The sequence below is a fragment of the Kineococcus endophyticus genome, from assembly GCF_040796495.1.
Classification (GTDB): Bacteria; Actinomycetota; Actinomycetes; order Actinomycetales; family Kineococcaceae; genus Kineococcus; species Kineococcus endophyticus.
In genome coordinates, this window is the sequence record NZ_JBFNQN010000003.1 from 238,911 (window position 1) to 262,973 (window position 24,063).

Genomic DNA, 24,063 nt, shown 5'->3' on the forward strand with positions numbered 1-24,063 from the left:
CGCACCCGGGTGGGTGCGGGGCCGCTCGTCGCGTGGAGGCGTCAGACGCGGAAGCGGCCGACCAGGGCGTTGAGCTCGCCCGCCATGCGGTGCAGGTCGTCGGTGGCGGCGCGCGTGCCGGCGACGACGTCCGCGGTGGAGCGGGCCGAGCCGGTGATCCCGCGGATGCCCTCGGAGATGGACTCCGACCCGGCCGCGGCCTCGCCGACGGAGCGGCTCATCTCGGCGGTCGTCGCGGACTGCTCCTCGACGGCGGACGCGATGGTCGTCTGGTGGTTGCTGATCTCCCCGACGACCTCGGCGATGCTCTCGATGGCGCGCACGGCCTCGGCGGTGTCGGTCTGGATCGAGCTGACGCGGGCGGCGATGTCCTCGGTCGCCCGGGCCGTCTGCGCCGACAGCTCCTTGACCTCACCGGCGACGACGGCGAAGCCCTTGCCGGCCTCCCCGGCACGGGCGGCCTCGATGGTGGCGTTGAGCGCGAGGAGGTTGGTCTGCTCGGCGATGGCGGTGATGGCCTTGACGACGTCCCCGATCTGGGTCGAGCTCACGCCCAGGCGGGCGACGGTCTCCCCGGCGCGGCCGGCCAGGTCGTCCGCACGGGCGGCGACGGCGGTGGCCTCGGAGGCGCCGGAGGCGATGTCGCGGATCGCGGCCTGCATCTCCCCGGCCCCCATGGCGACGGTCGCGACGCTGGCGGCGACCGTGGCCGCGGTCTCGGCGGCGTCGGCGGCGACGGCCGCGGTCCGGCCGGCCGTCGAGCCGATGCGCTCGCTGTCGGCGGCCAGCTGCGTGGAGGCGGCGGCCAGCGAGGCCGACGACGACGCGATGGCGGACACGGTGCTGCGGACGCTGTCGCGGGCCCGCTCGAGCGAGGCGGCCATCTGGCCGACCTCGTCCCGGCTCTCGACGCGCGCGGCCACGGTGAGGTCGCCGGCGGCCATGGCCTCCAACGACTGCGAGACCTCGCTCAGCGGGCGGGTGATGGACCGCACGACGGCCAGGCCGAGCGCGGTGGCCAGGGTCAGCCCGAGCAGGAGCCCGCCGACGACGAGGTTGCGCGAGTGCGCCGACTCGTCGGCGGCGGCCTGCGCGTTGTCCCTGGCGGCCTTGTCCTCGGCAGCCTCGATGGCGTCCAGCGCGTCCGCCGCCTTGCTCACGAGGGGCTGGGCGACCGAGGAGTTCGCCGCGGCCCAGCCGGCGAGGTCGCCCTTGTCGGAAGCCGGCACCAGCTGGCTGTCGCGGGCCTGGCGCCACTGCGACCAGGTGTCGGTGAAGACCTTCCAGTTCGCCGCGTCGGCCTGCGGGGTCGCCGTGTACTTGGCCGCCCACGTGTCGAGCTCGGCGTCGCTGTCCTTGATCTTCTGCGCGACCGCCGCCTTGCCCTCCGCGTCGGGCGTCGCCGCGTGCTGGGCGACGAGCATGCGCGTCTTGAGCTCCTCCTGGTGCACGCGGCCGAGCGCGGTCAGCCCGACGACGCTGTCCTGGTAGAGGTCGTCGGAACGGACGGTGCCCTGGTGCAGGGCGGTCAGCGAACCCGCGCTCACGGCGACGGTCACGAGGCCCAGGGCGCCGAGCGCGCTGAGCACCTTCGTGCGGACGCTGCGGTCGGCCAGCAGGGACCGGGTGGGACGGGTGGAGCTGGCGGCGGTGCTCGACATCGAAGGCTCCCGGGGGGTCATCCACCGGCGACAGGACCGGTGCACTCACCCCTTCGGCGGTTCCACGGCCCGGCTTGAACGTCTCCGGTCACGAGTTCCGGGCCCGCGACGGCTGCACGCGCTTGGGCTCACCCGGCATCTTGGGGTAGTTCGGCGGGTAGGGCAGGTCCCCCAGACCCGCCTCGGCGTCGGCGTCGGCCAGGGCCAGGAACGGCTCCAGCGAGTGCGCCCGCTCGCCCCGGCCCGCCCACAGGTCACCGACCTCGGCGTACCGCGCGGGGAAGGTCGTCAGCGTGAAGTCGTCGGGGTCGAGGTCGTCGGCCAGCTCCTCCCAGCGCAGCGGCGCGGACACCGTGGCCCGCGCGGTCCGGCGCAGCGAGTAGGCGCTCGCGATCGTGCGGTCCCGCGCGTTCTGGTTGTAGTCGACGAACACCGTCTCGCCGCGCTCCTCCTTCCACCACGCCGAGGTGACCAGCCCGTCGGCCCGCCGCTCCACCTCGCGGGCCAGCGCGATCGCGGCGCGACGGACCTCCGTGAACGTCCACCGCGGCTCGATGGTCACGAACACGTGGATGCCCCGCCCGCCCGACGTCTTGACGAACCCCTCGCAGCCCAGCTCGGTCAGCAGGGGGCGCAGCACGTCCCGGGCCACGGTCCGCGCCTGCGCGAACCCCGTCCCGGGCTGGGGGTCGAGGTCGATGCGCAGCTCGTCGGGGTGGTCGACGTCGGGCGCCGTGCAGTGCCAGGGGTGGAACGTGATCGTCGCCTGCTGCGCGGCCCAGACGAGGGTGGCCGCGTTCGTGGGGCGAATCGCGTCGGCCGACCGGCCCGACGGGAACGTCACGTGCACGGTGTCGACGTGCTCGGGTGCGAACTTCGGGACGCGCTTCTGGTAGACCTCCTCGCCCTCCACGCCGTCGGGGAACCGCTGCAGGTAGGTCGGCCGGTCGCGCACGGCGGTCAGCAGCGCCGGGGCCACGAGCCGGTAGAACTCCACGACGTGCCGCTTCGTGCCGGCCTCGCCGAGCTCGGGGTAGTACGGCTTGTCCGGGGACGTCAGCCGCACGGGGGTGCCGTCGACGTCGAGTTCCTCGGCGGGCGGCTTGGGGCTCACCGGGACGCCCCGGACAGCACGTCGGCGAGGTCGTAGTCCGCGGGGACGTCGAGCTGGTCCAGCCGGCACTGCTCGGGCGTCTTGTCCGGCCGCCACCGCAGGAACCGCGGGTTGTGCCGGAACCGCCACCCCTCCAGCTGGTCGTACTCGACCTCGCAGACGAGTTCCTGCCGCACCGGGATCCAGGAGTTGTCCTCCCGCGCGTTCCACCGGTTCTTCTCGCCCTGCGCGGGTTCGTCCCCCGTGCGCAGCTGCGAGAGCTGCTCGAGCAGTTCCACCCGGCGCTTGGCGGTGAACGCGGCGGCCCCGCCGACGAACGCGACGCCGTCGTCGGTGTGCAGGCCCAGCAGCATCGACCCGATCCCCGGGGAACTCTTGTGCATCCGGTACCCGACGACGAAGCAGTCGGCCGTGCGCCGGTGCTTCACCTTCGTCATCACGCGTTCGGCCTGCCGGTAGGTCGCGTCCAGCGGTTTGGCGACGACACCGTCCAGTCCCGCGCCCTCGAACGTCGTGAACCACTCCGTCGCGAGGTCCGCGTCGTGCGTCGCCGTCGTGACGTGGGTGAGCGGCCCGCACCCCGCGAGCGCCTCGACGAGCCGTGCGCGGCGCTCCGCGGTGCTCAGTCCCGTCAGGTCCTCGTCGCCGAGGGCCAGCAGGTCGAACGCCACGAACTGCGCCGGAGTCTGCGCCGCCAGCTTGTCGATGCGGCTCTTGGCCGGGTGGATGCGCTGGGAGAGCAGTTCCCACGCCAGCCGCCCGCCGCCGGGCTGGGGGACGAACAACTCCCCGTCCACGACGCACCGCTGCGGCAGCTCGGCGCGGACGGCCGCCTCGACCTCGGGGAAGTACCGCGTCAGGGGTTTGGTGTTGCGCGAGCCGAGCACGACCTCGTCGCCGTCGCGGAACACGATGCAGCGGAAACCGTCCCACTTCGGTTCGTACAGCCACGCCGGTCCGTCGGCGGGCTGGGCGGGGACACCGGTGGCCGCCTTGGCCAGCATCGGCGAGACGGGCGGGTTCACCGGCAGGTCCATGTGGCTCACTCTGCCGCACCCGGTGCCGCTGCACGAGAGCGAGCGGGCAGGCCGTCCCGGGGGTCTGGTCTACTGCGGAGGGTGAGCCACAAGACCGTCGTCCTGGACGACGACCCGACCGGGACGCAGTCCGCGACGGGGGTCCGGGTGCTCCTGCGCTGGGACGCCCCGCACCCGCCCCTGGCCGACCTCCTCACGGACGCCCTGCGCGCGGCGGACGGCGTGTACGTGCAGACGAACTCCCGGGCCCTCGACGAGGCCGCCGCGGTCGAGCTCGTGACCGGCATCCGGGACGCCGCCCGCGAGGCCGGCCGGCGCCTGGGGACCGACGTGCGGTGCGTCCTGCGGGGCGACTCGACCCTGCGCGGGCACGTGTTCGCCGAGACGGACGTGTTCACCGGCCCCGACGACGTTGTCCTCTTCGTCCCGGCCTTCCCCGCCGGAGGCCGCACGACGGTCGACGGCGTGCACCTCGTCCGCAGCGGTGAGCAGGAGGTGCCGGCGGGGGAGACGGAGTACGCCGCCGACCCCGTCTTCGGCTTCCGCAGCTCCCGGCTCGCGGACTACGTGCGGGAGAAAGCCGACCGCACCCCCGTCGCCCTGGCCGGGGCCGACGAGCTCGCCCGCGCGCTCGACGACGCCCCCGCCGGCGCCGTCCTGCTGCCCGACGTCCGCGACGACGCCGACGTGCAGGCCCTCGCCGACGTCGTGCGCTCGTGGACGCCACCGGTGGGTCGCGACGTCGTGGTCCGCTGCGCCGCCCCCCTCGCCGCGGCGCTCGCGGGCGCGACGAGCACCGCGTTCCTCGACCGGCCCCTGCTGCCGGGCTCCCCGCGCGTCCTCGTGGTCTGCGGCTCGCACACCGACGGGGCCCGCGCCCAGCTCGAGGTGCTCGCGCAGCGGCACGGCCCCGCCCACGTGCTGCCGACCGCTGCGGCGCTCGAGGATCCCGTCGCGGCGGGGGAGGACCTCGCCGACCGCGCCCGCGCCGACCTCGCAGCCGGGCTCTCGGTCGTCGCCACCGAACGCGTCCGCTCGGGCGAGCACGGCACGCTCGACCACGGCGAGCGGGTCATGACGGCGCTCGTCACCGCCGTCCGGCGGCTCGTCCCCGACGCCGACGCCGTCGTCAGCAAGGGCGGCATCACCGCGGCCGAGGTCGCGCGGACGGGGATCGGCGCCGACGCCGCGCTCGTCGAAGGGCAGGTCGCGGCCGGGATCTCGGTCTGGCGGATGGACCTCGGCGGTCGCGACGTCCTGCAGGTCGTCGTCCCCGGCAACGTCGGCGGCCCCGACGCCATCGCCGACGCCGTCGCGGCGCTGGGCCGGTGACGGTGCGCAGACCCGTCCTCGTCCTGGCCGTGGTGGCCGCGGTCGTGGCGGCGGTGGCCAACGCGAACTTCCTGCTCGCCCCCGTCGTCGGGGCGCGGATCGACCTCGCCGTGGGCGTCATCAGCGAGCTGTCGGTGCCGTCGGAACCGGGGTCGGTGTGGTTCCGCCTGGGCGACGGGACGGCGGGCGTCCTCGCCGCCGCGCTCGGGGTCGTGCTGTGGCGCAGCGCGTTCCGGCACGCCCGCTTCCGGGCCCTGTGCCTGCTCGCGTTCGGCCTCGGCACGCTCGTCTCGGCCGTGGTGCCCGTGACCTGCGCGCCCTCGCTCGGTCCGTGCCCACCGTCCTCGGACACCGCCGAGCTCGTCCACGACGGGGTGTCCGTCCTCGCCACCACGGGCGCGGTGCTCGGGGGCGTCGAACTGGCCTGGCGCGCACGGGGAGTGCTCAAGGCGCTCGCCGTCCTCACCGCCCTCGTCTCCGCCGGCTGCGGGCTCTACGAGGTCGTGACGTTCTTCCAGGGCGGCAACGGCGGCGGCGGGAACTCCCAGCGCTGGCAGGTGCTGTCCGTCTCGGCGTGGCTGGTGCTGGAGGCGCTCAGCTGGGGACAGCGCGCGCGCACGACTCAGCCCGCGTCGAGGTAGCGCCCGGCGAAGGTGAGCCCGTACGGCAGCAGCTCCCGCGCCGTCGTCCACGTGTGGCCCCCGGGCACGTCCCGCCGCTCCAGCGGCCAGCCGCGCGCCGCGACGAGCCGGGCCAGCTCGTCGGTGCCGGCGCGTTCGGGGGCGCCGGTGCCCGTGCCGAGGAACACCGGCACCGGCGCGGGCACGACGACGGTCGGCAGGTACCGCGCGGGGGAGGCGGCGGCGAAGGCCGCGGCGGACAGCTCCCCGCGCACGGCCGGACCCGGGTCGCCGAACGGCTCGAGGGCGAGGAGCGGGCCCCACACGTCGCGGTGCCGCAGCCCCTGGTCCAGCGCGCAGAACCCCCCGGCGCTCTCGCCGCCGAGCAGGCGAGACGACGGCCGGGCCAGGGTGCGGAAGCGGCGGTCGACGCCCGGCACGAGGTCGCGGTAGAGGTACGTCTCCCACTGCGGTCCGCCGGGCAGGTCGAGGCACTCGGTGTCGCTGCCGGCGCCGAGCAGGTCGGGGTCCATGTCGGGTGTGACGACGAGGACCGGGGGCAGCAGGCGGGCGTCGGTGAGGGCGTCGACCGTCCGCGCGGCACCGCCCGCCGCGAACCAGTCCGTGGAACGTCCCGGGGAGCCCGGCAGGAGCACCACGACGGGGTACCGGCGGTCGGGGTGCTCGGCGTACCCGCGCGGCAGCTGGACGTGGACGGTCGTCGCGGCGACGTCGAGGTCGGGGGCCCCGAGCCGGAACGAGACCACGCGGCCCCCGGGCAGGTCGCCGGTCACGAGGAAGCGGGCCGCCTGCGCGGTCGGGACGTACCCCGTCAGCGCGTTCGCCGTCGTGGCCGCCACGACGACGGCCGCGACCACCGAGGCCAGGACCCACCGTCCGCGCGGACGCCGCCGCACCGACCGCACGAGGCAGGCGAGCAGCAGCAGACCGGCGCCGACGGCGAGGAGCGGGGAGTCCACCCAGGCCCCGGGCAGCCGGGTGGCGGCCAGGACCTCGGGTGTCACGTCTCCTCGGGGATCGCCGGCGACCCCGCGAGGACCACCGAGCAGCCCACGACGACGACGAGCGCCGCGACCGTCGGTACCCACCAGCCGGCCCGCACGACGTCCCCGAGCAGCGCGAACCCCGCGACCGCCGGCACGACGACCTCGACCGACCACAGCAGCGCCGTGGCGGGGCCGACGGGACCCTTCTCCAGCGCCGCGGCGTACCCGAGCGTGCCGGCGACCCCGGCGACGGCGACGGCCCACGCGACGGGTTCGGCGAGCACCCGCCAGGCGTCCGACCAGGCGTCGGGCAGGGTCACGGCCCGCGCGCCGAGGGCCGCGACGGAGTACCCGAGACCCGCCAGCACGGCGAACGCCGCGGAGCCGAGGCGGCGCAGCACGAGCACGGCGAGGAGGAGCAGCACCCCGGCGACGAGCAGCACGACCTGCAGGGGCGTCGCCACGGTGGGGGAGGGCTGCTCGGTCCCGGCGCCCCCGACGACCCCCAGGGCCGCGACGAGCGCGAGCACGGCCGCGGTGTCGCGGGGGCGCAACCGCGAGCCGAGGAACACCCGGGCCAGGACGACGGTCAGGGCGAGCGACCCCGCAAGCAGCGACTGCACCGCGAACGTCGGCAGCCGGCGCAGCGCCACGAGCGAGAGGAGCCAGGCGAGACCGTCGACCCCGAGGCCCGTGAGGTAGAGCGGGGACCGCGTCAGCGCGGCGGCCCCGGACCCCCCGCGCACCCCGACGGCCTGCAGGATCGACCCGGCCGCGTACCCGAGGGCGGCCAGGACGGCCGCCGCCAGCGCGAGCGCCACTCAGGACCCCGTGCCGGTGGCCGCGGGCCGCCGCCCGAGGAAGCGACCGACGACGGGCAGTTCGGCGACACCCTCGGCGTCGGCGATCGTGAACCCCTGCGCCGCAGCGAACTCCACGGAGTCCAGGACGACGTACCGCGGTCGCCACTCCGGGTCGTACTTGGCGTTGAACTTCCACAGCGACTCGATCTGCGCGCTCTTGGACAGGGCGTGCAGCGCGTGGCGGCCCAGGTCGGCGAACGTGCCCTCGCGCTCCCCGGCGACGACCTCGCGCAGCACCGCGAAGTTCAGGCCGAGGCCGCGCATCCCGTTCTCCGCCAGGTGCGCCGCGGTCGCGACGATGAGGGCGTCGGTCAGGCCGTTGGGGACGTCCTCGGCGGTCGAGCGGCGCATGACGTCGAGCGAGTAGCCCTGCACCAGGGGGGCCGGGACCCACTGGATGAAACCGGCCGGGCGGCCGTCCTCGAAGCGGGCGACGCTGACGAGCACGCCCTCGTCGGCGGGGTCGAACAGCCGGGACAGCGTCATCGAGTACCCGCGCTCGGCCTCGCCGTGCCGCGACTGCCCGGAGATCGACAGCAGCTCCTCCTTCACCTCGGCGGGCAGCGTCGCGCCGTCGTGGAAGGTCACCGTGATCCCGGCCTTGGTGACGCGGTTCACCGACCCGCGCAGGCTCTTCATCGACGAGCCCTTGAGGGAGAACTTCGAGCAGTCGAGCACGGCCTCGTCGCCGAGGTAGACCGGGCGCAGCCCGACCGCCTCGTAGGACGGGAGCCAGTCCGCCGACGCACCGACGACGGCCACCGACCACCCGGACCGCTCGACGTGCTCGAGGAAGTCCATGAGCAGGGCCCCGCGCCGCTCCTCGGGCCCGATGGGGTCGGGGGAGACCAGGCACACGCCGTTGCGGACGCTGTGCGCGACCACCCCCTCGCCCTCGGGGTAGGTGGCGAAGAAGAAGTCCTTGTCGTCGCGCAGGGCGAAGAAGTCGAGGGTGTCGCCGCCGTGTGCGGCGACGACGGCGCGGGCCCGCTCCCGCAGGGCGAGGCGCTGCTCGGCGCTCAACCGCGGGGCCCGGTGCGGGCTGAACAGCAGCCACGCCAGGACGACGAGCAGGGCCAGGCCGAGCGCCAGCAGCGAGGGGTTCAGCAGCGGCAGGAACACGTGGTCGGCGTTGCCGCGCAGCCGCGGCAGCGGGCGGCTCTCGTCGCCGATGAGCCGCTCGACGACGGCCGCCGTCGTCTCGCGCGGGTTGCGCTCCTCCCCGACGGCCACGACGAGCGCCGCGGACACCGCCAGGGTGACGACCGTCCCGACGACGACGACACGCACCGCCCGCCGGGCACGGGCCGGGCTCGGCAGCACCGGGAACGCCCGCGCGTTGGCGACGAGCCACACGAGCGCCACGACGTTGAGCGCGGCCTCCTCCACGTCGATGCCCTTGACGAGGTGCAGGACGACGGAGGCGCCCAGCAGCCCGATCGTCGTGCCCCACGCGAGCCGCTGTCCCCGCCGCAGCCCCCCGGCGAGCAGCAGCAGCGCGAGCGAGACGGGCACGAGGACCGTCTTGCTCAGCAGGGGCACGCCCAGCGGCAGCACCTCCAGCAGCGGGCCGAACCGCTCGCGGGCGGGCGGGGTGATCGCGGAGAGGATGCTGAGGACGGCCAGCACGGCCACGGCCCCGGCGCCGAGGCGACGGGTGCGGTCGCGACGGGCACGTCCGGCCAGGAGCGGGGGGAGCACGGACCTCAGTCTGCTGTCTCGGCCGCCCTCACCGCAGCGGCACAGGACGTCCCGAGGTCAGCCCGGGGGTTCCGGGACCCTGACCCGTCGCTGGTTCCGCAGGACGTCGGCCGTCAGCAGGACCAGCGCCGCCCAGACGAGCCCGAAGCCGATCCAGCGCGACGTCGGCATCGTCTCCCCGAGCAGCAGCGCCGCCACGAACTGCAGGACGGGCGTGACGTACTGGAGCATCCCGACGACCGTCAGCGGGACGCGGGCCGCCGCGGCCGCGAACAGGACGAGCGGCACGAGCGTCGTCGGGCCCGCCAGGACGAGCAGTGTCGTGTGCAGCGACCCCTCGCCGGCGAACGTCAGGCGGTCGCCGAGCACGGCGAGCGCGACGACGGCCGGCACGAGGAGGACACCCGTCTCGACCGTCAGCCCCGTCAGCGGGTCCACGCCCGCGCCCCGGCGGGCCAGCTGGTTCTTCAGCAGGCCGTACGTGCCGAAGGACACGGCCAGGGTCAGCGCCATCCACGGCAGCCGCCCCAGGTCCGCGGTGATGACGACGACCGCGGCGAGCCCCACCCCGACGGCCGCCCACTGCCCGGGCCGCAACCGTTCGCGCAGCACGAGGACGCCGAGCAGCACCGTCAGCAACGGGTTGACGAAGTACCCCAGCGACGCCTCCAGGACGTGACCGGTGACGACGGCGAGGCCGTACACGCCCCAGTTCACGGCGATCGCGAGCGCCGCCAGGGCCAGCAGCCCGCGCTGCGCGGGGTCGCGCAGGACGGCCAGGACGCGCGCCCACCGGCGCAGCACCGTGACGAGGACGACGGACAGGGCCAGGGAGAAGACGATCCGCCAGGCCAGCAGCTCGACGGCGCCGGCCGAGCGCAGCGCGTGGAAGTAGAAGGGGAACAGCCCCCACAGGACGTAGCAGGCGAGCCCCATCGACACCCCGGCCAGTCCCGGGGAGCCGGGGGAGCCCGTCGTCCCGTTGCGGGAGCCGTCCTGCCGGTGAACGATCCGTGTGTGCGCCGGGCGGGTTCCGCCCCTGTCGTCGTCCAGGTGGTCCACAGGAGCCATCGTGACGACGGTCGTGTCGGCGCGCGGCGTTAGGCTCACCTACGCACGTTCGCGCTCACCACCCCGCTCCGCGCTGGAGCACCGACCGAGAGGGACACCGAGACCTGTGACCGATTCGAACCGTCCGCTGCGCGTCGCCGTCGTCGGAGCCGGACCGGCCGGGATCTACGCCTCGGACATCCTCTCCAAGGCCGACCTGTCGGGCACCGGGTTCGACGGTGTCGGCATCGACCTCATCGAGCGGCTGCCCGCGCCCTTCGGCCTCGTCCGGTACGGCGTGGCGCCGGACCACCCGCGCATCAAGCAGATCATCGTCGCCCTCGAGAAGGTGCTGTCCCGCGGGGACATCCGCCTCCTGACGAACGTCGACTTCGGCACCGACGTCACGCTCGAGGACCTCCAGCGGTACTACGACGCGGTGGTCTTCTCGACGGGGTCCATCGAGGACGCGCGCCTGGAGATCCCCGGGGTGGACGCCCCGGAGAGCTACGGCGCAGCCGACTTCGTCTCCTGGTACGACGGCCACCCCGACTACCCGCGCACGTGGCCGCTGGACGCCGAGCGCGTCGCGGTCCTCGGCGCCGGCAACGTGGCCCTCGACGTGGCCCGCATCCTCGCCAAGCACGCCGACGACCTCCTCCCGACGGAGATCCCGGACAACGTCTACGAGGTGCTGAAGGCCTCGCCGGTCACGGACGTGCACGTCTTCGCCCGTCGCGGGCCCGCGCAGGTGAAGTTCTCGCCGCTGGAGCTGCGTGAACTCGGTCACGTCCCCGACGTCGACGTCCTCGTCGACCCGGAGGACTTCGACTTCGACGAGGGCTCCGAGCAGGCCATCGCCTCCTCCAACCAGACCCGGCAGGTCGTCAAGACGCTGACCGACTGGACGCTGAAGGAGGGCGAGTCGACCGCCTCGCGGCGCATCCACCTGCACTTCCTGCACGCCCCGGCCGAGGTCCTGACCGACGCGGGCGGCCACGTGAGCGGCCTGCGGACCGAGCGCACGCGCCTCGTGGGCGACGGCACGGTCGAGGGCACGGGCGACTTCCACGACTGGGACGTCCAGGCCGTCTACCGCGCGGTGGGCTACTTCGGCTCCCCGCTGCCGGGCGTGCCCTTCGACGCCCTCGCCGGCGTCATCGCCAACCACGAGGGCCGGGTCACCGACCCCGAGGGCGGGTCCCTGCCGGGCGTCTACTGCACCGGCTGGATCAAGCGCGGTCCGGTCGGCCTCATCGGCCACACGAAGTCGGACGCCTCCGAGACGGTCCGGCACCTGGTCTCCGACGCCGCGCAGCTGCCGCAGGCGAGCGAGCCGGACCCCCAGGCCGTGCTGGACTTCCTGCGCGGCAAGGGTGTGGAGGTCCTGACCTGGACCGAGTGGGAGACCCTCGACGCCTACGAGCGCTCGCTTGGGGAACCGCGCGGCCGCGAGCGCGTCAAGGTGGTCTCGCGCGAGGACATGATCGCGGCCTCGCGCCGCGCCGGGGCCGGGGAGGCCTGAGGTGCGGGTCGTCGTCTGCGTCAAGCACGTCCCCGACATCCAGCAGCCCCGCTCCCTGCGGTCCGACGGCCTGCTCGTGCGGGGCGGGGACGACGACACCCTCAACGAGCTGGACGAGGACGCGGTCGAGGCGGGGCTGCGGACGGCCGAGGCCGCCGGGTTCCCGGCTGAGGGCCACGACGTCACCGTCCTGACGGTCGGCCCGAGCGCTGCCGTGGAGTCCCTGCGCCGCGGGCTGGCGATGGGCGCGTCGACCGCCGTGCACGTGCACGACGACGCCGTGGCGGGGTCCGACGCCATCGCGACCGCGCGCGTCCTGGCCGCGGCGGTCGCCAAGCTGCACGCCGAGCAGCCCGTCGACGTCCTCGTGGCCGGGATGGCCGCCCTCGACGGGCTGACCTCGCTCGTGCCGGCGGCGCTGGCGGAGCTGCTCGGCTGGCCCCAGCTGACGCTCGCGGACCGCATCGAGGTGGCCGACGGGGTCGTGTCGGTGCGGCGTGAGACCTCCACCGACGTCGAGGAGCTCACGGCCCCGACGCCGGCTGTGCTGTCCGTGACCGACCAGGCGTTCCGCGCCCGCTTCCCGAACTTCAAGGGGATCATGGCTGCGCGCAAGAAGCCCGTGACCACGTGGACGTTGGCCGACCTGGACCTGGCGGAGTCCGCGGTGGGTCCGGCCGGCTCCGCCACGCGCGTCGTCCACGCCGTCGAACGCCCCGAGCGGCCCGACCGCGTCCTCGTCACCGGGGACGCCGAGACGGTGCCCGCCCTGGTGGACTACCTGTCGCAGAAGGGTTTCGCGTGAGCGAGCAGGAGAACCGCGCGGCCGGCCGGGTGGCCGTCCTCGTCGACCACCTCGACGGCGCCGTGCGCCCGACGGCGCTGGAGCTGCTGACCCTGGCCCGCGGTCTCGGCCTCGAGGTCCACGCCGTGTGGGTGGGGTACTCGGCCCCCAGCGCCGAGCTCGCCGCCCACGGCGCGGACGCCGTCCACGAGGTCGCGGTGGACGGTGCCGACGCGCAGCTGACGGCGTCCGTCGTCGACGCCCTGCAGACGGTCCTGCCCGCGATCGGCGACGTCGGGCTGCTCCTCGTCCCGTCCACGTTCGAGGGGCGCGAAGTGGCCGCCCGGCTCGCGGTCCGCACCGGCGCGGGTGTCGTCACGGGCGCCTCGGGCGTGGCCTTCGAGGACGGCCGCTGGACCGCGCACAAGTCCGTCCTGGCCGGTGCCTGGGACACGGCCTGCGCCGTCACCGGGCCGCTCGCCGTCGTCGCCGTCGCCCCGCACGCCGTGCAGGCGGTCGCGCAGGACGGTGCCGCGGAGCCGTCCGTCGTCCGGCACACGGCCGAGGCGTCGGCCGCGGCCCGGGCGGTGACCGTCGTCTCGCGCACGCGCCGTCCCACGAGCGAACGGCCCCCGCTGGCCGAGGCCGAGGTGGTCGTCGTGGGCGGCCGCGGCGTCGAGGGGGACTTCTCCGGCGTCGAGGAGCTCGCCGACGTGCTCGGCGGTGCCGTCGGTGCGACGCGCGTCGCCACGGACGAGGGCTGGATCGGGCACGAGGCGCAGGTCGGGCAGACGGGCGTCACGATCTCCCCGCGCCTGTACGTGGGGCTCGGCGTCTCCGGTGCCGTCCACCACAAGGGCGGGATGGCGGCGTCCGCGACGGTCGTCGCCGTGAACAGCGACCCCGACGCCCCGATCTTCGAGTTCGCCGACTACGGGATCGTCGGGGACCTCACCGAGGTCCTGCCGGCCCTCACCGCCGAACTCCGCCGCCGTCGCGGCTGACCCGGTCGTCGAGGCGGCCCCGCGCCCGGTTCCCGGGCGCGGGAGGGCCTCAGGCCGACGTCGGCGCGAAACCCTGCAGGTTCTCGCCCAGCCAGTCCAGGGCCTGCGGGACGAACCCGGCCCAGATGCTCGTGCGGTGCCCGCCCTGCTGCTGGGTCACCATCGTCACCTGCAGCGGCCCGTGCGCGGCCGCGGCCAGGGCCGACGTCGACGGCCAGGACAGCGAGTCGCTCTTGGAGGCCAAGGCCCACACGCGCACGGCGGGCGGGCTGACCTTGGCCAGGGTCACGAGGTCGAGCCGCTGCCCCGCGGGGCTGTTCAGCGCGAACGGCTTCCACGACCCGAAGTTCGGCCTGAAGTACCCGCCGAAGGAGATCGTCGCCCCGAACCGGTCCGGGTGCAGCATCGTCATCTGGTTGGCGCACCACGCGCCCATCGACAGGCCCATCGTCGCCCAGGAACTGGCCGTGCGGGCGGCCTGGTAGTGGCTCTCGACCCAGTCCGGGACGTCCTTCGACATCCACGTCTCCAGTTGCGGCTCACCGGGTCCGCCGTTCACGCACTCCGTGTCGCGGCCCGCGGGGATCTCCAGGTCGGGGAACACCAGGATGGGCGACACGATCTGCCGGCGGGCGACGGCGCCGTCGACCGAGGGCATGACGTCCATCGCCTCCAGCCACTGCTGCGGGGTTCCCGGGTAGCCGTGGAAGGCCTCGATGACGGGGTACCCGCCCGCCGGGGCGGGTGCCTTCCCGTACCCGGCGGGGAGCATGACGAGCACCGTCCCGGTGACGCCGGACGCCGGTCCGGGCACCTGCGCGCGGAACACGCGGCCGTCGTAGCCCGCGATCTGCTCGGCCTTCGGGTCGCTCACGGTCGTCGTGCCGCCGGTGCCCCCGCCGGACGTCGTCGTGGTCGTGGCGGACTGCGCGGACTGGATGCCGAGGAGGTCGTCCCAGTCGGAGTAGAGGCCGAACTTGGAGTTCACGACGAGGAACACGGCCACGAGGACGGTCAGGTTGACCGCGATGAGCGAGGCCGCCCGGCCCAGCAGCGCCAGCACCCCCCGCCGCGCCAGCAGCCTCCAGCCGACGACGATCGCGACCAGTGCCGCGCACGCCACCCCGATGGCCACCCACTGGGTGACCGGACTCGACAGACCCACCGTGGAACTCCCCCCGTACCTGCGAACGCCGGTGGGCGTTCCTCCCGATCATGGGGGAGTGAGGGACCGGGATGGCGCGTTCTCAGCGGATGTTCGGTGAACGTGTGGCGCGCTCGGAGGACAGGGCCGTGAGCACGGCGTCCGCGATGGCCCGCTGGCCCTTCGCGTTCGGGTGGTCCCCGTCGTCGGCCAGCAGCGGCGTGGGGTCCAGGCTCCCGTCGTCGCCGTGGAAGACCTGCCGCAGGCCCACGAACGTGACCCGGGCGCCCTTCGCGTCCACGGCGGCCTGCAGCTGGTCGTCGAAGGAGTCCGTCAGCTGGTCCTGCACGGCCTGTTCGGCGGGCGTGTACTCCTGGTCGGCGACCGCCCCGTCGAGCCCCACGGCCCAGTAGTCCAGGACGACGACCCGCGCCCCGGTGGGCACGATGCGGTCGACGGTGGCCGAGACCGTGGCGACGGCCTCGGCGGCGGCGCTGTCGACCTGCGCCTCGTCCGGCAGTGGGTCCGAGCCGTCGGCGAGGTCGGCCAGGTCGTTGGCGCCGGCCTCGAGCAGGACGACGTCGGTGGCGGAGAAGTCCGACAGGTCGTCCTCGACGGTGGCCGCGACGTCGTCGGACGTCGCGCCGTCCTCGGCGAGCTGCTCGAGCCCCACGCGCTGCCCGGGGGCCGCCAGGTCCGCCGCCACGAGGACGGGGAACGGCGAGCAGTCGCACTGGGCCCCCGTGGGGACGGAGTCGCCGAGGGAGACGACCCGCGTCGGGCGCAGGGGCCCCTCGGCACGCGCGCCGCCCGCGGCCGCGACCGTCTCCTCGGGCAGGGAGGCGGCCATGCTGCCCAGCAGGAGCAGCACGACGGCGCCGAAGCGGAGAGGTCTCACGCTCCGCACTGTGGCATCACCACCTGTGATCGACCCGTGAATCGGGGGAGGGACGGACCGGACCCGGCACCCTCGATGGTCGGCCCACCGGCCCCGTCGCGCCAGCCCGGGACCCCCCGACGGGGGCCACGGCGGCCGGGCGGCCGGACCCGCCACCCACCCGCCCGTGTTGCGGTACCCGGTGCGGGGTGGGGTACGTTCGCCGCAGCCATCCAGAGCGACCGAGAGACCTGGCTCGTCGACGTCGCAGCAACCATCCCGTCCCCGACGTGGGGCGGGACAGGTGCTTCCGCCAGGACCGATGGGAGATCTCGTGAGCGCCCTGCAGTCCCCCGACGTCCGCACCCGCCCGGCGGCCCGCACGGCCCGCCGTCGTGCGGCCCTCGGCAGCTTCGTCGGCACCACGATCGAGTGGTACGACTACTACCTCTACGGGACGGCGGCGGCGATCGTGCTCGGCCCGCTGTTCTTCCCCGACGTGGGCGGGGCCGTCGGTGTCGTCGCGGCGTTCGCCACCTACGCCGTCGGCTTCCTGGCCCGCCCGCTCGGCGGGGCCGTCGCCGGGCACGTCGGCGACCGGGTGGGCCGCAAGGCCGTCCTCGTCGCCTCCCTCCTCGTCATGGGCGTCTCCACGACCGCCGTCGGCCTGCTGCCGACGCACGCCCAGATCGGCGTCTGGGCTCCGGTCCTGCTCGTGCTGTGCCGTCTGCTGCAGGGGTTCTCGGCGGGCGGGGAGTGGGGCGGGGCCGTCCTGCTGGCCGTCGAGCACGCCCCCACGGGACGGCGCGGGTTGTTCGGTGCGATCCCGCAGACGGGCTCGGCCGCGGGCATGGTGCTGGCCAGCGGCGGGTTCTGGCTGACCCGCTCCCTCACCGACGACGACGCGTTCCTGGCCTGGGGGTGGCGGCTGCCGTTCCTGGCCAGCGCCGTCCTCGTCGTGGTCGGCCTGCTCATCCGGCTCAAGGTCACCGAGTCGCCCACCTTCGCCGCGGTCCGCGACGCCGAGGCGACCGCCCGCCGCCCGGTGGCGGAGGTCCTGCGCACCAACCGCCGCGGCGTCCTCGTCACGACCGGGATGCGGCTGGGGCAGAACGGGTCCTACGTCCTCTACACCGTCTTCGCGCTCAGCTACCTCGGCAGCGAGGTGCGTGCGGACGGGGCGGACGTGGGGTTGCTCGCGGTGCTCGTCGCGTCGGTGCTGAGCCTGGCGACGACCCCGTTCTGGGGGTGGTTGTCCGACCGCGTCGGCCGCCGCCCCGTCTACCTGGCCGGGTCGGTGCTGACGGCTGTGTTCTCCGTCCCCGCGTTCCTGCTGTTCGACACGGGGTCCACGGCCCTCGTCGTCGGGGCGGTCGTCGTCGCCGTCAACCTCGGCCACGACAGCCAGTACGGCGCCCAGGGCGCGTTCTTCGCCGAGCAGTTCGACGACCGGACGCGCTACAGCGGCGCGTCCCTGGGGTACTCGATCGGGGCCGTCCTGGGTGGGGGCCTGACCCCGCTCGTCGCAGCGTCGCTGCTGGCCGCCGGCGGGGGTTCGCCCTGGCTCGTCGCCGGCTACCTGACGTTCCTGGCGGTCCTCACGACCGTCGCCGCCGCCTGCACGCGCGAGACCGCGCACGAGCCCCTGGAGGGTCCCACCCCGTGAAACCGCTGCGCCTCAACGCCTTCGCCATGGCCTGCGTCGGGCACCAGGCCGCCGGCCTGTGGAGCCGGCCGGAGGACCGCAGCGCCGACTACCGCACGCTGCGGCACTGGACCGACCTCGCCCGGTTGCTCGAGCGCGGCGGCTTCGACGCGCTGTTCCTCGCCGACGTCCTCGGCACCTACGACGTGTACGGCGGGTCCCGCGATGCCGCCGTCCGCGCCGCGGCGCAGGTCCCCGTGAACGACCCCCTCGCGGCGGTGTCGGCGATGGCGGCGGTCACCGAGAACCTCGGGTTCGGCCTCACCGTCACGACGACGTACGAGCAGCCGTACTCCCTCGCTCGCCGGCTCACGACGCTCGACCACCTCACCGAGGGCCGGATCGCCTGGAACGTCGTCACGGGGTACCTCGACTCCGCCGCCCGCAACCTCGGGTTCACCGCCCAGGTCGCCCACGACGAGCGCTACGACGTCGCCGAGGAGTACCTCGAGGTCTGCTACAAGCTCTGGGAGGGGTCCTGGGAGGACGGCGCCGTCGTCCGCGACGCGGCCCGCGGCGTCTACGCGGACCCGGCGAAGGTGCACGACATCGCCCACCACGGCCGGTACTTCGACGTGCCCGGCGCGTTCCTGTGCGAACCCTCCCCGCAGCGCACGCCCGTCGTGTTCCAGGCCGGTTCCTCCCCGCGCGGGCAGGAGTTCGCGGCCCGCCACGCCGAGTGCGTCTTCGTCATCGCCCCGACCGCCGCGATCGCCCACCGCTCGGTGGACTCGCTGCGCCGCAAGGTGGAGGAGGCCGGGCGTGACCCCCGGTCCGTCGCCGTGTACGCGGGCCTGACCCCCGTCGTGCGCAGTTCCGACGCCGAGGCCCACGCCCTGCTGGCCGACCTGCGCGAGCACGCCAGCCGGGAGGGCGCGCTCGCCCTGTTCGGCGGCTGGACCGGCGTCGACCTCGCCGGGGCCGCGCCGGGGGACCGGCTGCAGCACGTCACGACCGACGCGAACCGCTCGGCGCTGCGCAGCTTCACCGACGACCCCGACCGGGACTGGACCGTCGACGACCTCGCGCAGTTCGTCGCGGTGGGCGGACGCGGCCCGGTGCTCGCGGGCTCGCCGCAGACCGTCGCCGACGAGCTGGAGGCCTTCGCCGAGGAGGCCGACGTCGACGGGTTCAACCTCATGTACGCGACCATGCCCGGCACCTTCGCCGACGTCGTCGACCACCTCGTGCCCGAGCTCGCCCGTCGCGGCCGGACGGCGCCGCCTCCACCGCCCGGGACGACGCTGCGCGAACGCCTCGGCACCGGCGACGGCCCGCGCCTCGCGGCCGCCCACGCCGGAGCCGGGTACCGCCGCCCCTGACGGGCTCCCCGTCAGGCGGTGTCGCGCACCGCGAGCACCGCGCAGTCGTCCTCGGAGTTCGCCACGTGCGCGGTGACGAGCTCGCCGAGCAGCGTCTCCAGCGGTTCGGTGTGGGTGCGCTCCAGGCTCGAGCGCAGCACGAGGATCCCGTCCCCGACGTCGCGGCCGCGGCGCTCCACGAGCCCGTCGGTGTAGAGGACGAGCGTCGCGCCGGCCGGCCACTCCCGGACGTGGTCGTGCCGGGGCCGCCCGGGCGCCACGCCCAGGGGGAGGTCCGGGTCGGCGAGCAGCACGGTGCTGTGCCCCTGCGCGTCGACGAGCAGCGGCGGGGGGTGCCCGGCCGTCGTCCAGTGCACCTGCCGCCCCGGCCCGGGCGGGTCCAGCCGCACGACGGCCATGGTCGCCAGCGTCAGGTCGCCGAGGGCGTCGAGCACGTGGTCGAGCCGGTGGACCAGCGCCGCCGGGTGCTCCTCGGGGTGGTCGACGGCGAGCGCCCGGAACATCGACCGCACCCGGCCCATGCGGGCGGCGGCCTCGATGTCGTGCCCGGCGACGTCACCGATGAGCAGCAGCACCCCGCCGTCCGGCAGGGCGATCGCGTCGTACCAGTCGCCGCCGACCTGCTCGTCCGTGGGTGACCACGGCAGGTAGCGGCTGGCCAGCTGCAGACCGGGCAGCGCGGGCAGCTCCGGCAGCATCGCGGCCTGCAGGGTGTGGGCGACGTCCCGGCGCTCGCGGTAGAGCTGCGCGCGGCGGGCGGCCTGGGCGGTGGCGTCGGCGACGGCCGTCACCAGGACGGCCTCGTCCTCGCGCAGGCTCCGCTCGACGTCCCAGGCGATGGTGAGGGCACCGATCCGGAAGCCCCCGGAGATCAGCAGCGGCAGCACGACCCCGGAGCGCAACCCGGTGCGCCGGTAGGTGTCCGCCGCGTCGGGGAAGGCCTCCAGCAGCTGGTCCAGCCGGTGGAACACCAGGGGCTTGCCGGTGCGGGCGACGCGGTGGGCGGGGGAGTCGACGTCCAGCGGGAGCCGCAGCCAGCGCTGCTCGGTGTCGTCGTCGAGCTGCCCCAGCGCGGGGGTCGTGAGGAACGGGCCCTCGATCATCGACACCGTCGTGTAGCTGGCGTCGAGGTCCTGGCGCATGAGGTCGCGGACGGCCAGGGCCACGTCCTCGACGCTGTCCGTGGCGGCCAGCGCGGTCGCCAGCCCGAGGAGGGTCGCGTCGCGACGGCCGGTCTGGTTCCTGGTCGAGGACGTCGTCGTCCGCGTCCCGCTCGCCTCCACCCGCGCCGTCCCGCCCCCCGCTGAGTCCTGCGCGCCGCCTCGGCGCCGCCTGAGAGTCACTCACAGTCCGGTGCCGTCACGCAACCACTGGATGGGCCGACCCGGTCCTACAGTCGGCGCGTGCCTCTCACCCTCGAGCAGGTCCTCGCCCTCGGTGCGACCTGCGCCGTGATCATCCTCGTCCCCGGCCCGAGCGTGCTGTTCATCGTGGGACGTGCGCTCGCGCACGGCCGGTCGACGGCGCTGCTGAGCGTCCTCGGCAACTCCCTCGGCAGCCTGCTCGCGGCGCTCGTCATCGCGGTCGGTCTGGGCCCCGTGCTGCAGCGGTGGGACGTCGTGCTGGAGGTCGTGAGGATCGCGGGCGCCGCCTACCTCGTGTGGCTGGGCGTGCAGGCCCTGCGCGGGGCCCGGCACGCCGGTCCCGCGCCCGCCACCGCCCCCGGCGGTGCGCCCGTGGCCGCCCGGCCGCAGCGCGCGCTGCGCGACGGTGTGGTCGTCGGGGTCAGCAACCCCAAGGTGTTCGTCATGTTCGCGGCCGTCCTGCCGCAGTTCGTCGAGCCGGCGGCGGGCTCGGTCCCGCTGCAGATGGCCCTGCTGAGCCTCGTCCCGGTCCTCATCGGGCTCGTCTGCGACAGCGGGTGGGGCCTGGCGGCCGCGCGCGTGCGGACGGCGTTCGTCGGGCGGCCGTCGCGGTTGCGGACGGTCACGCGGGTCGGGGGAGTCTCGATGATCGGTCTCGGCGTCGTGACCGCCGTGACCGGCCGCCACCGCTGACCCCCGACCACCACCCTGCGGAACGCGCGGGCGGGGTGCGGCGTTCAGCCTGACGAGACTCACCCGGGGGAAGGGACGGCATGCACCGGCACCACAACGGCGTCAAGACGGCCGTGCTCTTCGGCGCGATCTGGGCCGTGCTGCTGCTCATCGGGGGTCTGCTGGCGTCCTCCTTCCGCGCGCCGGTGATCCTGCTGGTCTTCGTCCTCATCGGGGTCGGGACCTCGGCCTACGGCTACTGGAACTCCGCGACGCTCGCCCTGCGCGCCATGCGCGCGCGGCCGGTCTCGGAGGCCGAGCAGCCGGCGACGTACCACATCGTGCGCGAGCTGTCGACGACGGCTCGGCAGCCGATGCCCCGCCTGTACGTCTCGCCGACCATGGCCCCCAACGCCTTCGCGACGGGACGCAACCCCGAGAACGCAGCGGTCTGCTGCACCGAGGGCATCCTGCAGATGCTGGACGAGCGCGAGCTGCGCGGCGTCCTGGGCCACGAGCTCATGCACGTCTACAACCGCGACATCCTCACGAGCTCGGTCGCGGGTGCCCTCGCCGGGATCATCACCTCGGTCGCGCAGTTCGGGCTGTTCTTCGGCTCGATGCTCGGCGGCGGCCGCGACGAGGACCGGCCGAACCCCCTGGCGATGCTGCTGCTCTCGCTCATGGCCCCGCTGGCCGCCACCGTCATCCAGCTCGCCATCTCCCGCACGCGCGAGTACGACGCGGACGAGGACGGCGCCAAGCTGACGGGGGACCCGCTGGCCCTCGCCTCGGCGCTGCGCAAGCTCGAGCTCGGCACCCGCCAGCTGCCGCTGCCGCCCGAGCGCGAGCTCGTGAACTCCAGTCACATGATGATCGCGAACCCGTTCCGCGGGCAGGGGGTGGCGAAGCTCTTCGCCACCCACCCGCCCATGGCCGAGCGCATCGCCCGGCTCGAGGCCCTCGCCGGCTACCGCCGCTGAGCGCTCAGCCCAGCCGGCTCTCCAGCCACGTCCGGAACAGCGGGACGATCGGCCCGCCCGGGTCCTTGCCCGCCACGTGGTTCGCGCCGGGGACGAGCTGCTCCTCGACGGTGTCGCCGGCCGCCCGGACGGTGTCGCAGAAGAACTCCGTCTGCGACACCGGGACGACCTCGTCGGAGGTGCCCGCACCGGCCCACAGCGGCATCCCGTACGGCGCGCGCCGCGAGGGGTCGCCGATCGTGAAGCGGTCGGGGACGTCGGTGGGGGAGCCGCCGAACAGCCCGGCGACGTTGGCGTCCTCGCCGTAGGCGACCGAGGGGTGCAGGACGCCGGACAGCGACGCGGCGAGCGCCGGGACGACCCGCGGGTCCGCGCCCGGAGCGCCCTGCGGCAGTCCGCGGCGGGCGGCCGCCCACATCGCCAGGTGGCCGCCGGCGGAGTGCCCGACGAGGCAGATCCGGTCCTGCGGCAGCGAGAACTGCGTGGCCGCGACGGTCGCGAGGTCGACGGCCGTGGCGGTGTCCGTGAACGTCGAGGGCCAGCCGCCGCCGTCCCCGTACCCCCGGTAGTCGACGTTGAGGACGGGGTACCCGCGCCCGACCATGTCGCCGACGAGGTCGTTGATGTCCCGCCGGTCGTAGCCCGCCTCCCAGCCGCCGCCGTGCACGACGACGAGCAGGACGTCCCGCCGCTCGCCCGTGGGCAGCCAGAGGTCGGAGACCTGCCGGTAGTGCTCGCCGTAGCGGTAGACCGTCCGCTGGGTCGAGCTGAGCCCGTTCGGGACGAACGAGGGGTCGGTGTCGGCGTCCGGGGTGCCGGTCGCGGTGGGGGACGGTGTGCTCGTCGTGGGCGCCGGAGCCGACGAGGTCGTCGCCGGCTCCGGGTCCCCGCCGTCCGAGCAGCCGGCCAGCACGCCACCGGTCAGGGCCAGGCCGAGCAACGCGCGGCGGTCGATCCCGGCGCCGGGCCGGGGGTGCGTGGTCACGTCAGCGGTAGTTGACGAACTGGAGCGCGACGTCGAGGTCGGCACCCTTGAGCAGCGCGATGACCGCCTGCAGGTCGTCGCGGTCCTTGGAGCTGACCCGCATCTCGTCGCCGGTGATCTGCGACTTCACGCCCTTGGGGCCCTCGTCGCGGATGATCTTGCCGATCTTCTTGGCGACGTCCTGGGCCAGCCCCTCCTTGAGGGTGGCGGTGATCCGGTACTCCTTGCCGGAGGGCACCGGCTCGGACGTGTCGAGCGCCTTGAGCGACACCCCGCGCTTGATGAGCTTGGTCTGCAGCACGTCGAGCACCGCGTTCACCCGGTCCTCGGAGTTGGCGACCATGAGGATCGACTCCCCGCTCCACCGGACGTCGGCCCCCACACCCTTGAAGTCGTAGCGCTGGGCGATCTCCTTGGCGGCCTGGTTGAGGGCGTTGTCGACCTCCTGGCGGTCGATCTTGCTGACGACGTCGAACGACGACTCGCTGGCCACGACGGGGGTCCTCCTGGTGCGGTTCGGGATCTCGGTTTCCGAGCAGGGCCTCGGGCTTGCTATCGTCTCACCCGTCACCAGCTCGCTGGTGGCACTGGCGGGTTGCCCGAGCGGCCAAAGGGAGCGGATTGTAAATCCGCCGGCGTAGCCTACGTTGGTTCGAATCCATCACCCGCCACGTCGCGAGTCGCGACCCGGTGCTCCGCGCGGAGCACCGGGTCGCGCCGTGTAAGGTCGTCACCGGCCGCGCACGCGGCAGCACGGCCAGCAACACGCACGACCTGCACAGCACCGCCCCGATAGCTCAGTGGTAGAGCACTTCCTTGGTAAGGAAGAGGTCTCGAGTTCAATCCTCGATCGGGGCTCGCAGCCGGCGGCCTCCGCCGGACGCACGGCGGGGTAGCTCAGTTGGTAGAGCAAGCGGCTCATAATCGCTGTGTCGCCGGTTCAAGTCCGGCCCTCGCTACAGCCCACGACGCGCTCCGAGCGGTCACCGATCCGGTGGCCGCTCGTCGCGCGTCCGGGCGGCGTGCGCGCATCGCGTACCCTGGTAGGCAGTTCGGCGGAGCAGTCCTGGACACCGCCCGCAGTTGACGACACGCAGTCGCAGAGACCGAGGAAGAGGCACCCGCCGTGGCCAAGACCACCGACGTCCGCCCGAAGATCACCATGGCTTGCACCGAGTGCAAGGAGCGGAACTACATCACCAAGAAGAACCGTCGGAACGACCCCGACCGTCTCGACCTGGCGAAGTTCTGCCCGCGCTGCGGCAAGAAGACCACGCACCGCGAGACCCGCTGACCCTCTCGTCCCGACCGGG

At 74.4% G+C, this 24,063-nt stretch carries 22 protein-coding genes, 3 tRNA genes and 1 riboswitch; of the genes, 13 read left to right on the top strand and 12 right to left on the bottom strand.

Annotation, left to right across the window (positions count from 1 at the left end; genetic code table 11):
* Positions 1 to 41 precede the first annotated feature (41 nt).
* The 3 genes from AB1207_RS05330 to AB1207_RS05340 form a co-directional block, all read right to left on the bottom strand.
* The gene (locus AB1207_RS05330; protein WP_367636772.1) at positions 42 to 1,661 is read right to left on the bottom strand and encodes a methyl-accepting chemotaxis protein; all 1,620 of its coding nucleotides are present in this window, start codon (positions 1,659 to 1,661) and stop codon (positions 42 to 44) included.
* An 88-nt stretch (positions 1,662 to 1,749) separates the two neighbouring features.
* Positions 1,750 to 2,775, bottom strand: coding sequence for a non-homologous end-joining DNA ligase (gene ligD / locus AB1207_RS05335; RefSeq protein ID WP_367636773.1), 1,026 nt, complete (start codon positions 2,773 to 2,775; stop codon positions 1,750 to 1,752).
* Positions 2,772 to 3,812, bottom strand: coding sequence for an ATP-dependent DNA ligase (locus AB1207_RS05340; protein ID WP_367636774.1), 1,041 nt, complete (start codon positions 3,810 to 3,812; stop codon positions 2,772 to 2,774). The genes ligD and AB1207_RS05340 overlap by 4 nt, the downstream gene beginning before the upstream one ends.
* Positions 3,813 to 3,893: 81 nt before the next feature.
* Between AB1207_RS05340 and AB1207_RS05345 the strand changes: the two genes are divergently transcribed.
* Positions 3,894 to 5,144: a four-carbon acid sugar kinase family protein gene (locus AB1207_RS05345; RefSeq protein ID WP_367636775.1), complete on the top strand. Its 1,251-nt coding sequence runs from the start codon at positions 3,894 to 3,896 to the stop codon at positions 5,142 to 5,144.
* Positions 5,141 to 5,785: a DUF998 domain-containing protein gene (locus AB1207_RS05350; RefSeq protein ID WP_367636777.1), complete on the top strand. Its 645-nt coding sequence runs from the start codon at positions 5,141 to 5,143 to the stop codon at positions 5,783 to 5,785. Before AB1207_RS05345 ends, AB1207_RS05350 begins: the two co-directional genes overlap by 4 nt.
* Here AB1207_RS05350 and AB1207_RS05355 read toward each other — a convergent pair.
* The 4 genes from AB1207_RS05355 to rarD are packed head-to-tail and all read right to left on the bottom strand — an operon-like array spanning position 5,767 to position 10,445.
* The gene (locus tag AB1207_RS05355) at positions 5,767 to 6,789 is read right to left on the bottom strand and encodes an alpha/beta hydrolase (RefSeq protein ID WP_367636779.1); all 1,023 of its coding nucleotides are present in this window, start codon (positions 6,787 to 6,789) and stop codon (positions 5,767 to 5,769) included. The genes AB1207_RS05350 and AB1207_RS05355 overlap by 19 nt on opposite strands.
* Positions 6,786 to 7,592: a hypothetical protein gene (locus tag AB1207_RS05360; RefSeq protein WP_367636780.1), complete on the bottom strand. Its 807-nt coding sequence runs from the start codon at positions 7,590 to 7,592 to the stop codon at positions 6,786 to 6,788. Before AB1207_RS05360 ends, AB1207_RS05355 begins: the two co-directional genes overlap by 4 nt.
* Positions 7,593 to 9,335: a bifunctional lysylphosphatidylglycerol flippase/synthetase MprF gene (locus AB1207_RS05365; RefSeq protein ID WP_367636782.1), complete on the bottom strand. Its 1,743-nt coding sequence runs from the start codon at positions 9,333 to 9,335 to the stop codon at positions 7,593 to 7,595.
* Positions 9,336 to 9,392: 57 nt separating this feature from the next.
* Positions 9,393 to 10,445 carry an EamA family transporter RarD gene (rarD, locus tag AB1207_RS05370; RefSeq protein ID WP_367636783.1) on the bottom strand — a complete coding sequence of 351 codons (1,053 nt, stop codon included), beginning with the start codon at positions 10,443 to 10,445 and terminating at the stop codon, positions 9,393 to 9,395.
* Positions 10,446 to 10,512: 67 nt separating this feature from the next.
* Between rarD and AB1207_RS05375 the strand changes: the two genes are divergently transcribed.
* Genes AB1207_RS05375 through AB1207_RS05385 form a run of 3 tightly spaced genes read left to right on the top strand, consistent with a single transcriptional unit; the run spans position 10,513 to position 13,698 of the window.
* Positions 10,513 to 11,910: an FAD-dependent oxidoreductase gene (locus tag AB1207_RS05375; RefSeq protein ID WP_367636785.1), complete on the top strand. Its 1,398-nt coding sequence runs from the start codon at positions 10,513 to 10,515 to the stop codon at positions 11,908 to 11,910.
* Position 11,911: 1 nt separating this feature from the next.
* Positions 11,912 to 12,715 (top strand): electron transfer flavoprotein subunit beta/FixA family protein, encoded by an 804-nt coding sequence (locus AB1207_RS05380; RefSeq protein WP_367636787.1) that lies wholly within the window; start codon positions 11,912 to 11,914, stop codon positions 12,713 to 12,715.
* The gene (locus tag AB1207_RS05385) at positions 12,712 to 13,698 is read left to right on the top strand and encodes an electron transfer flavoprotein subunit alpha/FixB family protein (protein WP_367636788.1); all 987 of its coding nucleotides are present in this window, start codon (positions 12,712 to 12,714) and stop codon (positions 13,696 to 13,698) included. The genes AB1207_RS05380 and AB1207_RS05385 overlap by 4 nt, the downstream gene beginning before the upstream one ends.
* Before the next feature lie 49 nt (positions 13,699 to 13,747).
* Here AB1207_RS05385 and AB1207_RS05390 read toward each other — a convergent pair whose 3' ends face one another.
* Both AB1207_RS05390 and AB1207_RS05395 read right to left on the bottom strand, forming a co-directional pair.
* Positions 13,748 to 14,863 carry an alpha/beta hydrolase gene (locus AB1207_RS05390; RefSeq protein ID WP_367636790.1) on the bottom strand — a complete coding sequence of 372 codons (1,116 nt, stop codon included), beginning with the start codon at positions 14,861 to 14,863 and terminating at the stop codon, positions 13,748 to 13,750.
* An 82-nt stretch (positions 14,864 to 14,945) separates the two neighbouring features.
* On the bottom strand, positions 14,946 to 15,740 hold the full coding sequence (locus tag AB1207_RS05395) for an SGNH/GDSL hydrolase family protein (protein WP_367636791.1): 795 nt from the start codon (positions 15,738 to 15,740) through the stop codon (positions 14,946 to 14,948).
* Between the two features lie 205 nt (positions 15,741 to 15,945).
* Positions 15,946 to 16,048: riboswitch (SAM riboswitch) on the top strand.
* Between AB1207_RS05395 and AB1207_RS05400 the strand changes: the two genes are divergently transcribed.
* Both AB1207_RS05400 and AB1207_RS05405 read left to right on the top strand, forming a co-directional pair.
* A complete protein-coding gene (locus AB1207_RS05400; protein ID WP_437178869.1) occupies positions 16,042 to 17,385 on the top strand; it encodes an MFS transporter in 1,344 nt (447 codons plus the stop codon). (Overlaps the previous riboswitch by 7 nt.)
* The gene (locus AB1207_RS05405) at positions 17,382 to 18,746 is read left to right on the top strand and encodes an LLM class flavin-dependent oxidoreductase (RefSeq protein ID WP_367636794.1); all 1,365 of its coding nucleotides are present in this window, start codon (positions 17,382 to 17,384) and stop codon (positions 18,744 to 18,746) included. Before AB1207_RS05400 ends, AB1207_RS05405 begins: the two co-directional genes overlap by 4 nt.
* Before the next feature lie 11 nt (positions 18,747 to 18,757).
* Here AB1207_RS05405 and AB1207_RS05410 read toward each other — a convergent pair whose 3' ends face one another.
* Positions 18,758 to 20,029: a PP2C family protein-serine/threonine phosphatase gene (locus AB1207_RS05410; protein WP_367636795.1), complete on the bottom strand. Its 1,272-nt coding sequence runs from the start codon at positions 20,027 to 20,029 to the stop codon at positions 18,758 to 18,760.
* A 120-nt stretch (positions 20,030 to 20,149) separates the two neighbouring features.
* Between AB1207_RS05410 and AB1207_RS05415 the strand changes: the two genes are divergently transcribed.
* Together AB1207_RS05415 and htpX are read left to right on the top strand one after the other, a co-directional pair.
* A complete protein-coding gene (locus AB1207_RS05415; protein WP_367636797.1) occupies positions 20,150 to 20,803 on the top strand; it encodes a LysE family translocator in 654 nt (217 codons plus the stop codon).
* 80 nt (positions 20,804 to 20,883) lie between these two features.
* Positions 20,884 to 21,765 (top strand): zinc metalloprotease HtpX, encoded by an 882-nt coding sequence (gene htpX / locus AB1207_RS05420; RefSeq protein ID WP_367636798.1) that lies wholly within the window; start codon positions 20,884 to 20,886, stop codon positions 21,763 to 21,765.
* 4 nt (positions 21,766 to 21,769) lie between these two features.
* Here the strand turns inward: htpX and AB1207_RS05425 are convergent, their stop codons facing one another.
* Complete coding sequence (locus AB1207_RS05425) at positions 21,770 to 22,750, bottom strand: alpha/beta hydrolase family protein (protein ID WP_367636800.1); 981 nt, start codon at positions 22,748 to 22,750, stop codon at positions 21,770 to 21,772.
* Between the two features lies 1 nt (position 22,751).
* Complete coding sequence (locus AB1207_RS05430) at positions 22,752 to 23,243, bottom strand: YajQ family cyclic di-GMP-binding protein (protein WP_367636801.1); 492 nt, start codon at positions 23,241 to 23,243, stop codon at positions 22,752 to 22,754.
* 96 nt (positions 23,244 to 23,339) lie between these two features.
* On the opposite strand from AB1207_RS05430, the gene AB1207_RS05435 reads away from it, so the two are divergent.
* The 4 genes from AB1207_RS05435 to rpmG all read left to right on the top strand — a co-directional run bounded on the left by AB1207_RS05435 (position 23,340) and on the right by rpmG (position 24,044).
* A tRNA-Tyr gene (locus AB1207_RS05435) sits at positions 23,340 to 23,421 on the top strand.
* Between the two features lie 115 nt (positions 23,422 to 23,536).
* Positions 23,537 to 23,608: transfer RNA gene (locus tag AB1207_RS05440), tRNA-Thr, on the top strand.
* A gap of 28 nt (positions 23,609 to 23,636) precedes the next feature.
* Positions 23,637 to 23,709, top strand: a tRNA-Met gene (locus AB1207_RS05445).
* Between the two features lie 167 nt (positions 23,710 to 23,876).
* Positions 23,877 to 24,044 carry a 50S ribosomal protein L33 gene (gene rpmG / locus AB1207_RS05450; protein WP_012085006.1) on the top strand — a complete coding sequence of 56 codons (168 nt, stop codon included), beginning with the start codon at positions 23,877 to 23,879 and terminating at the stop codon, positions 24,042 to 24,044.
* Positions 24,045 to 24,063: the final 19 nt, after the last annotated feature.

Coding starts and splice junctions, on each gene's coding strand:
- AB1207_RS05330 (WP_367636772.1), bottom strand. CDS start 1,661: ATGTCGAGCACCGCCGCCAGCTCCACCCGTCCCACCCGGTCCCTGCTG.
- AB1207_RS05340 (WP_367636774.1), bottom strand. CDS start 3,812: ATGGACCTGCCGGTGAACCCGCCCGTCTCGCCGATGCTGGCCAAGGCG.
- AB1207_RS05400 (WP_437178869.1), top strand. CDS start 16,042: ATGGGAGATCTCGTGAGCGCCCTGCAGTCCCCCGACGTCCGCACCCGC.
- htpX (WP_367636798.1), top strand. CDS start 20,884: ATGCACCGGCACCACAACGGCGTCAAGACGGCCGTGCTCTTCGGCGCG.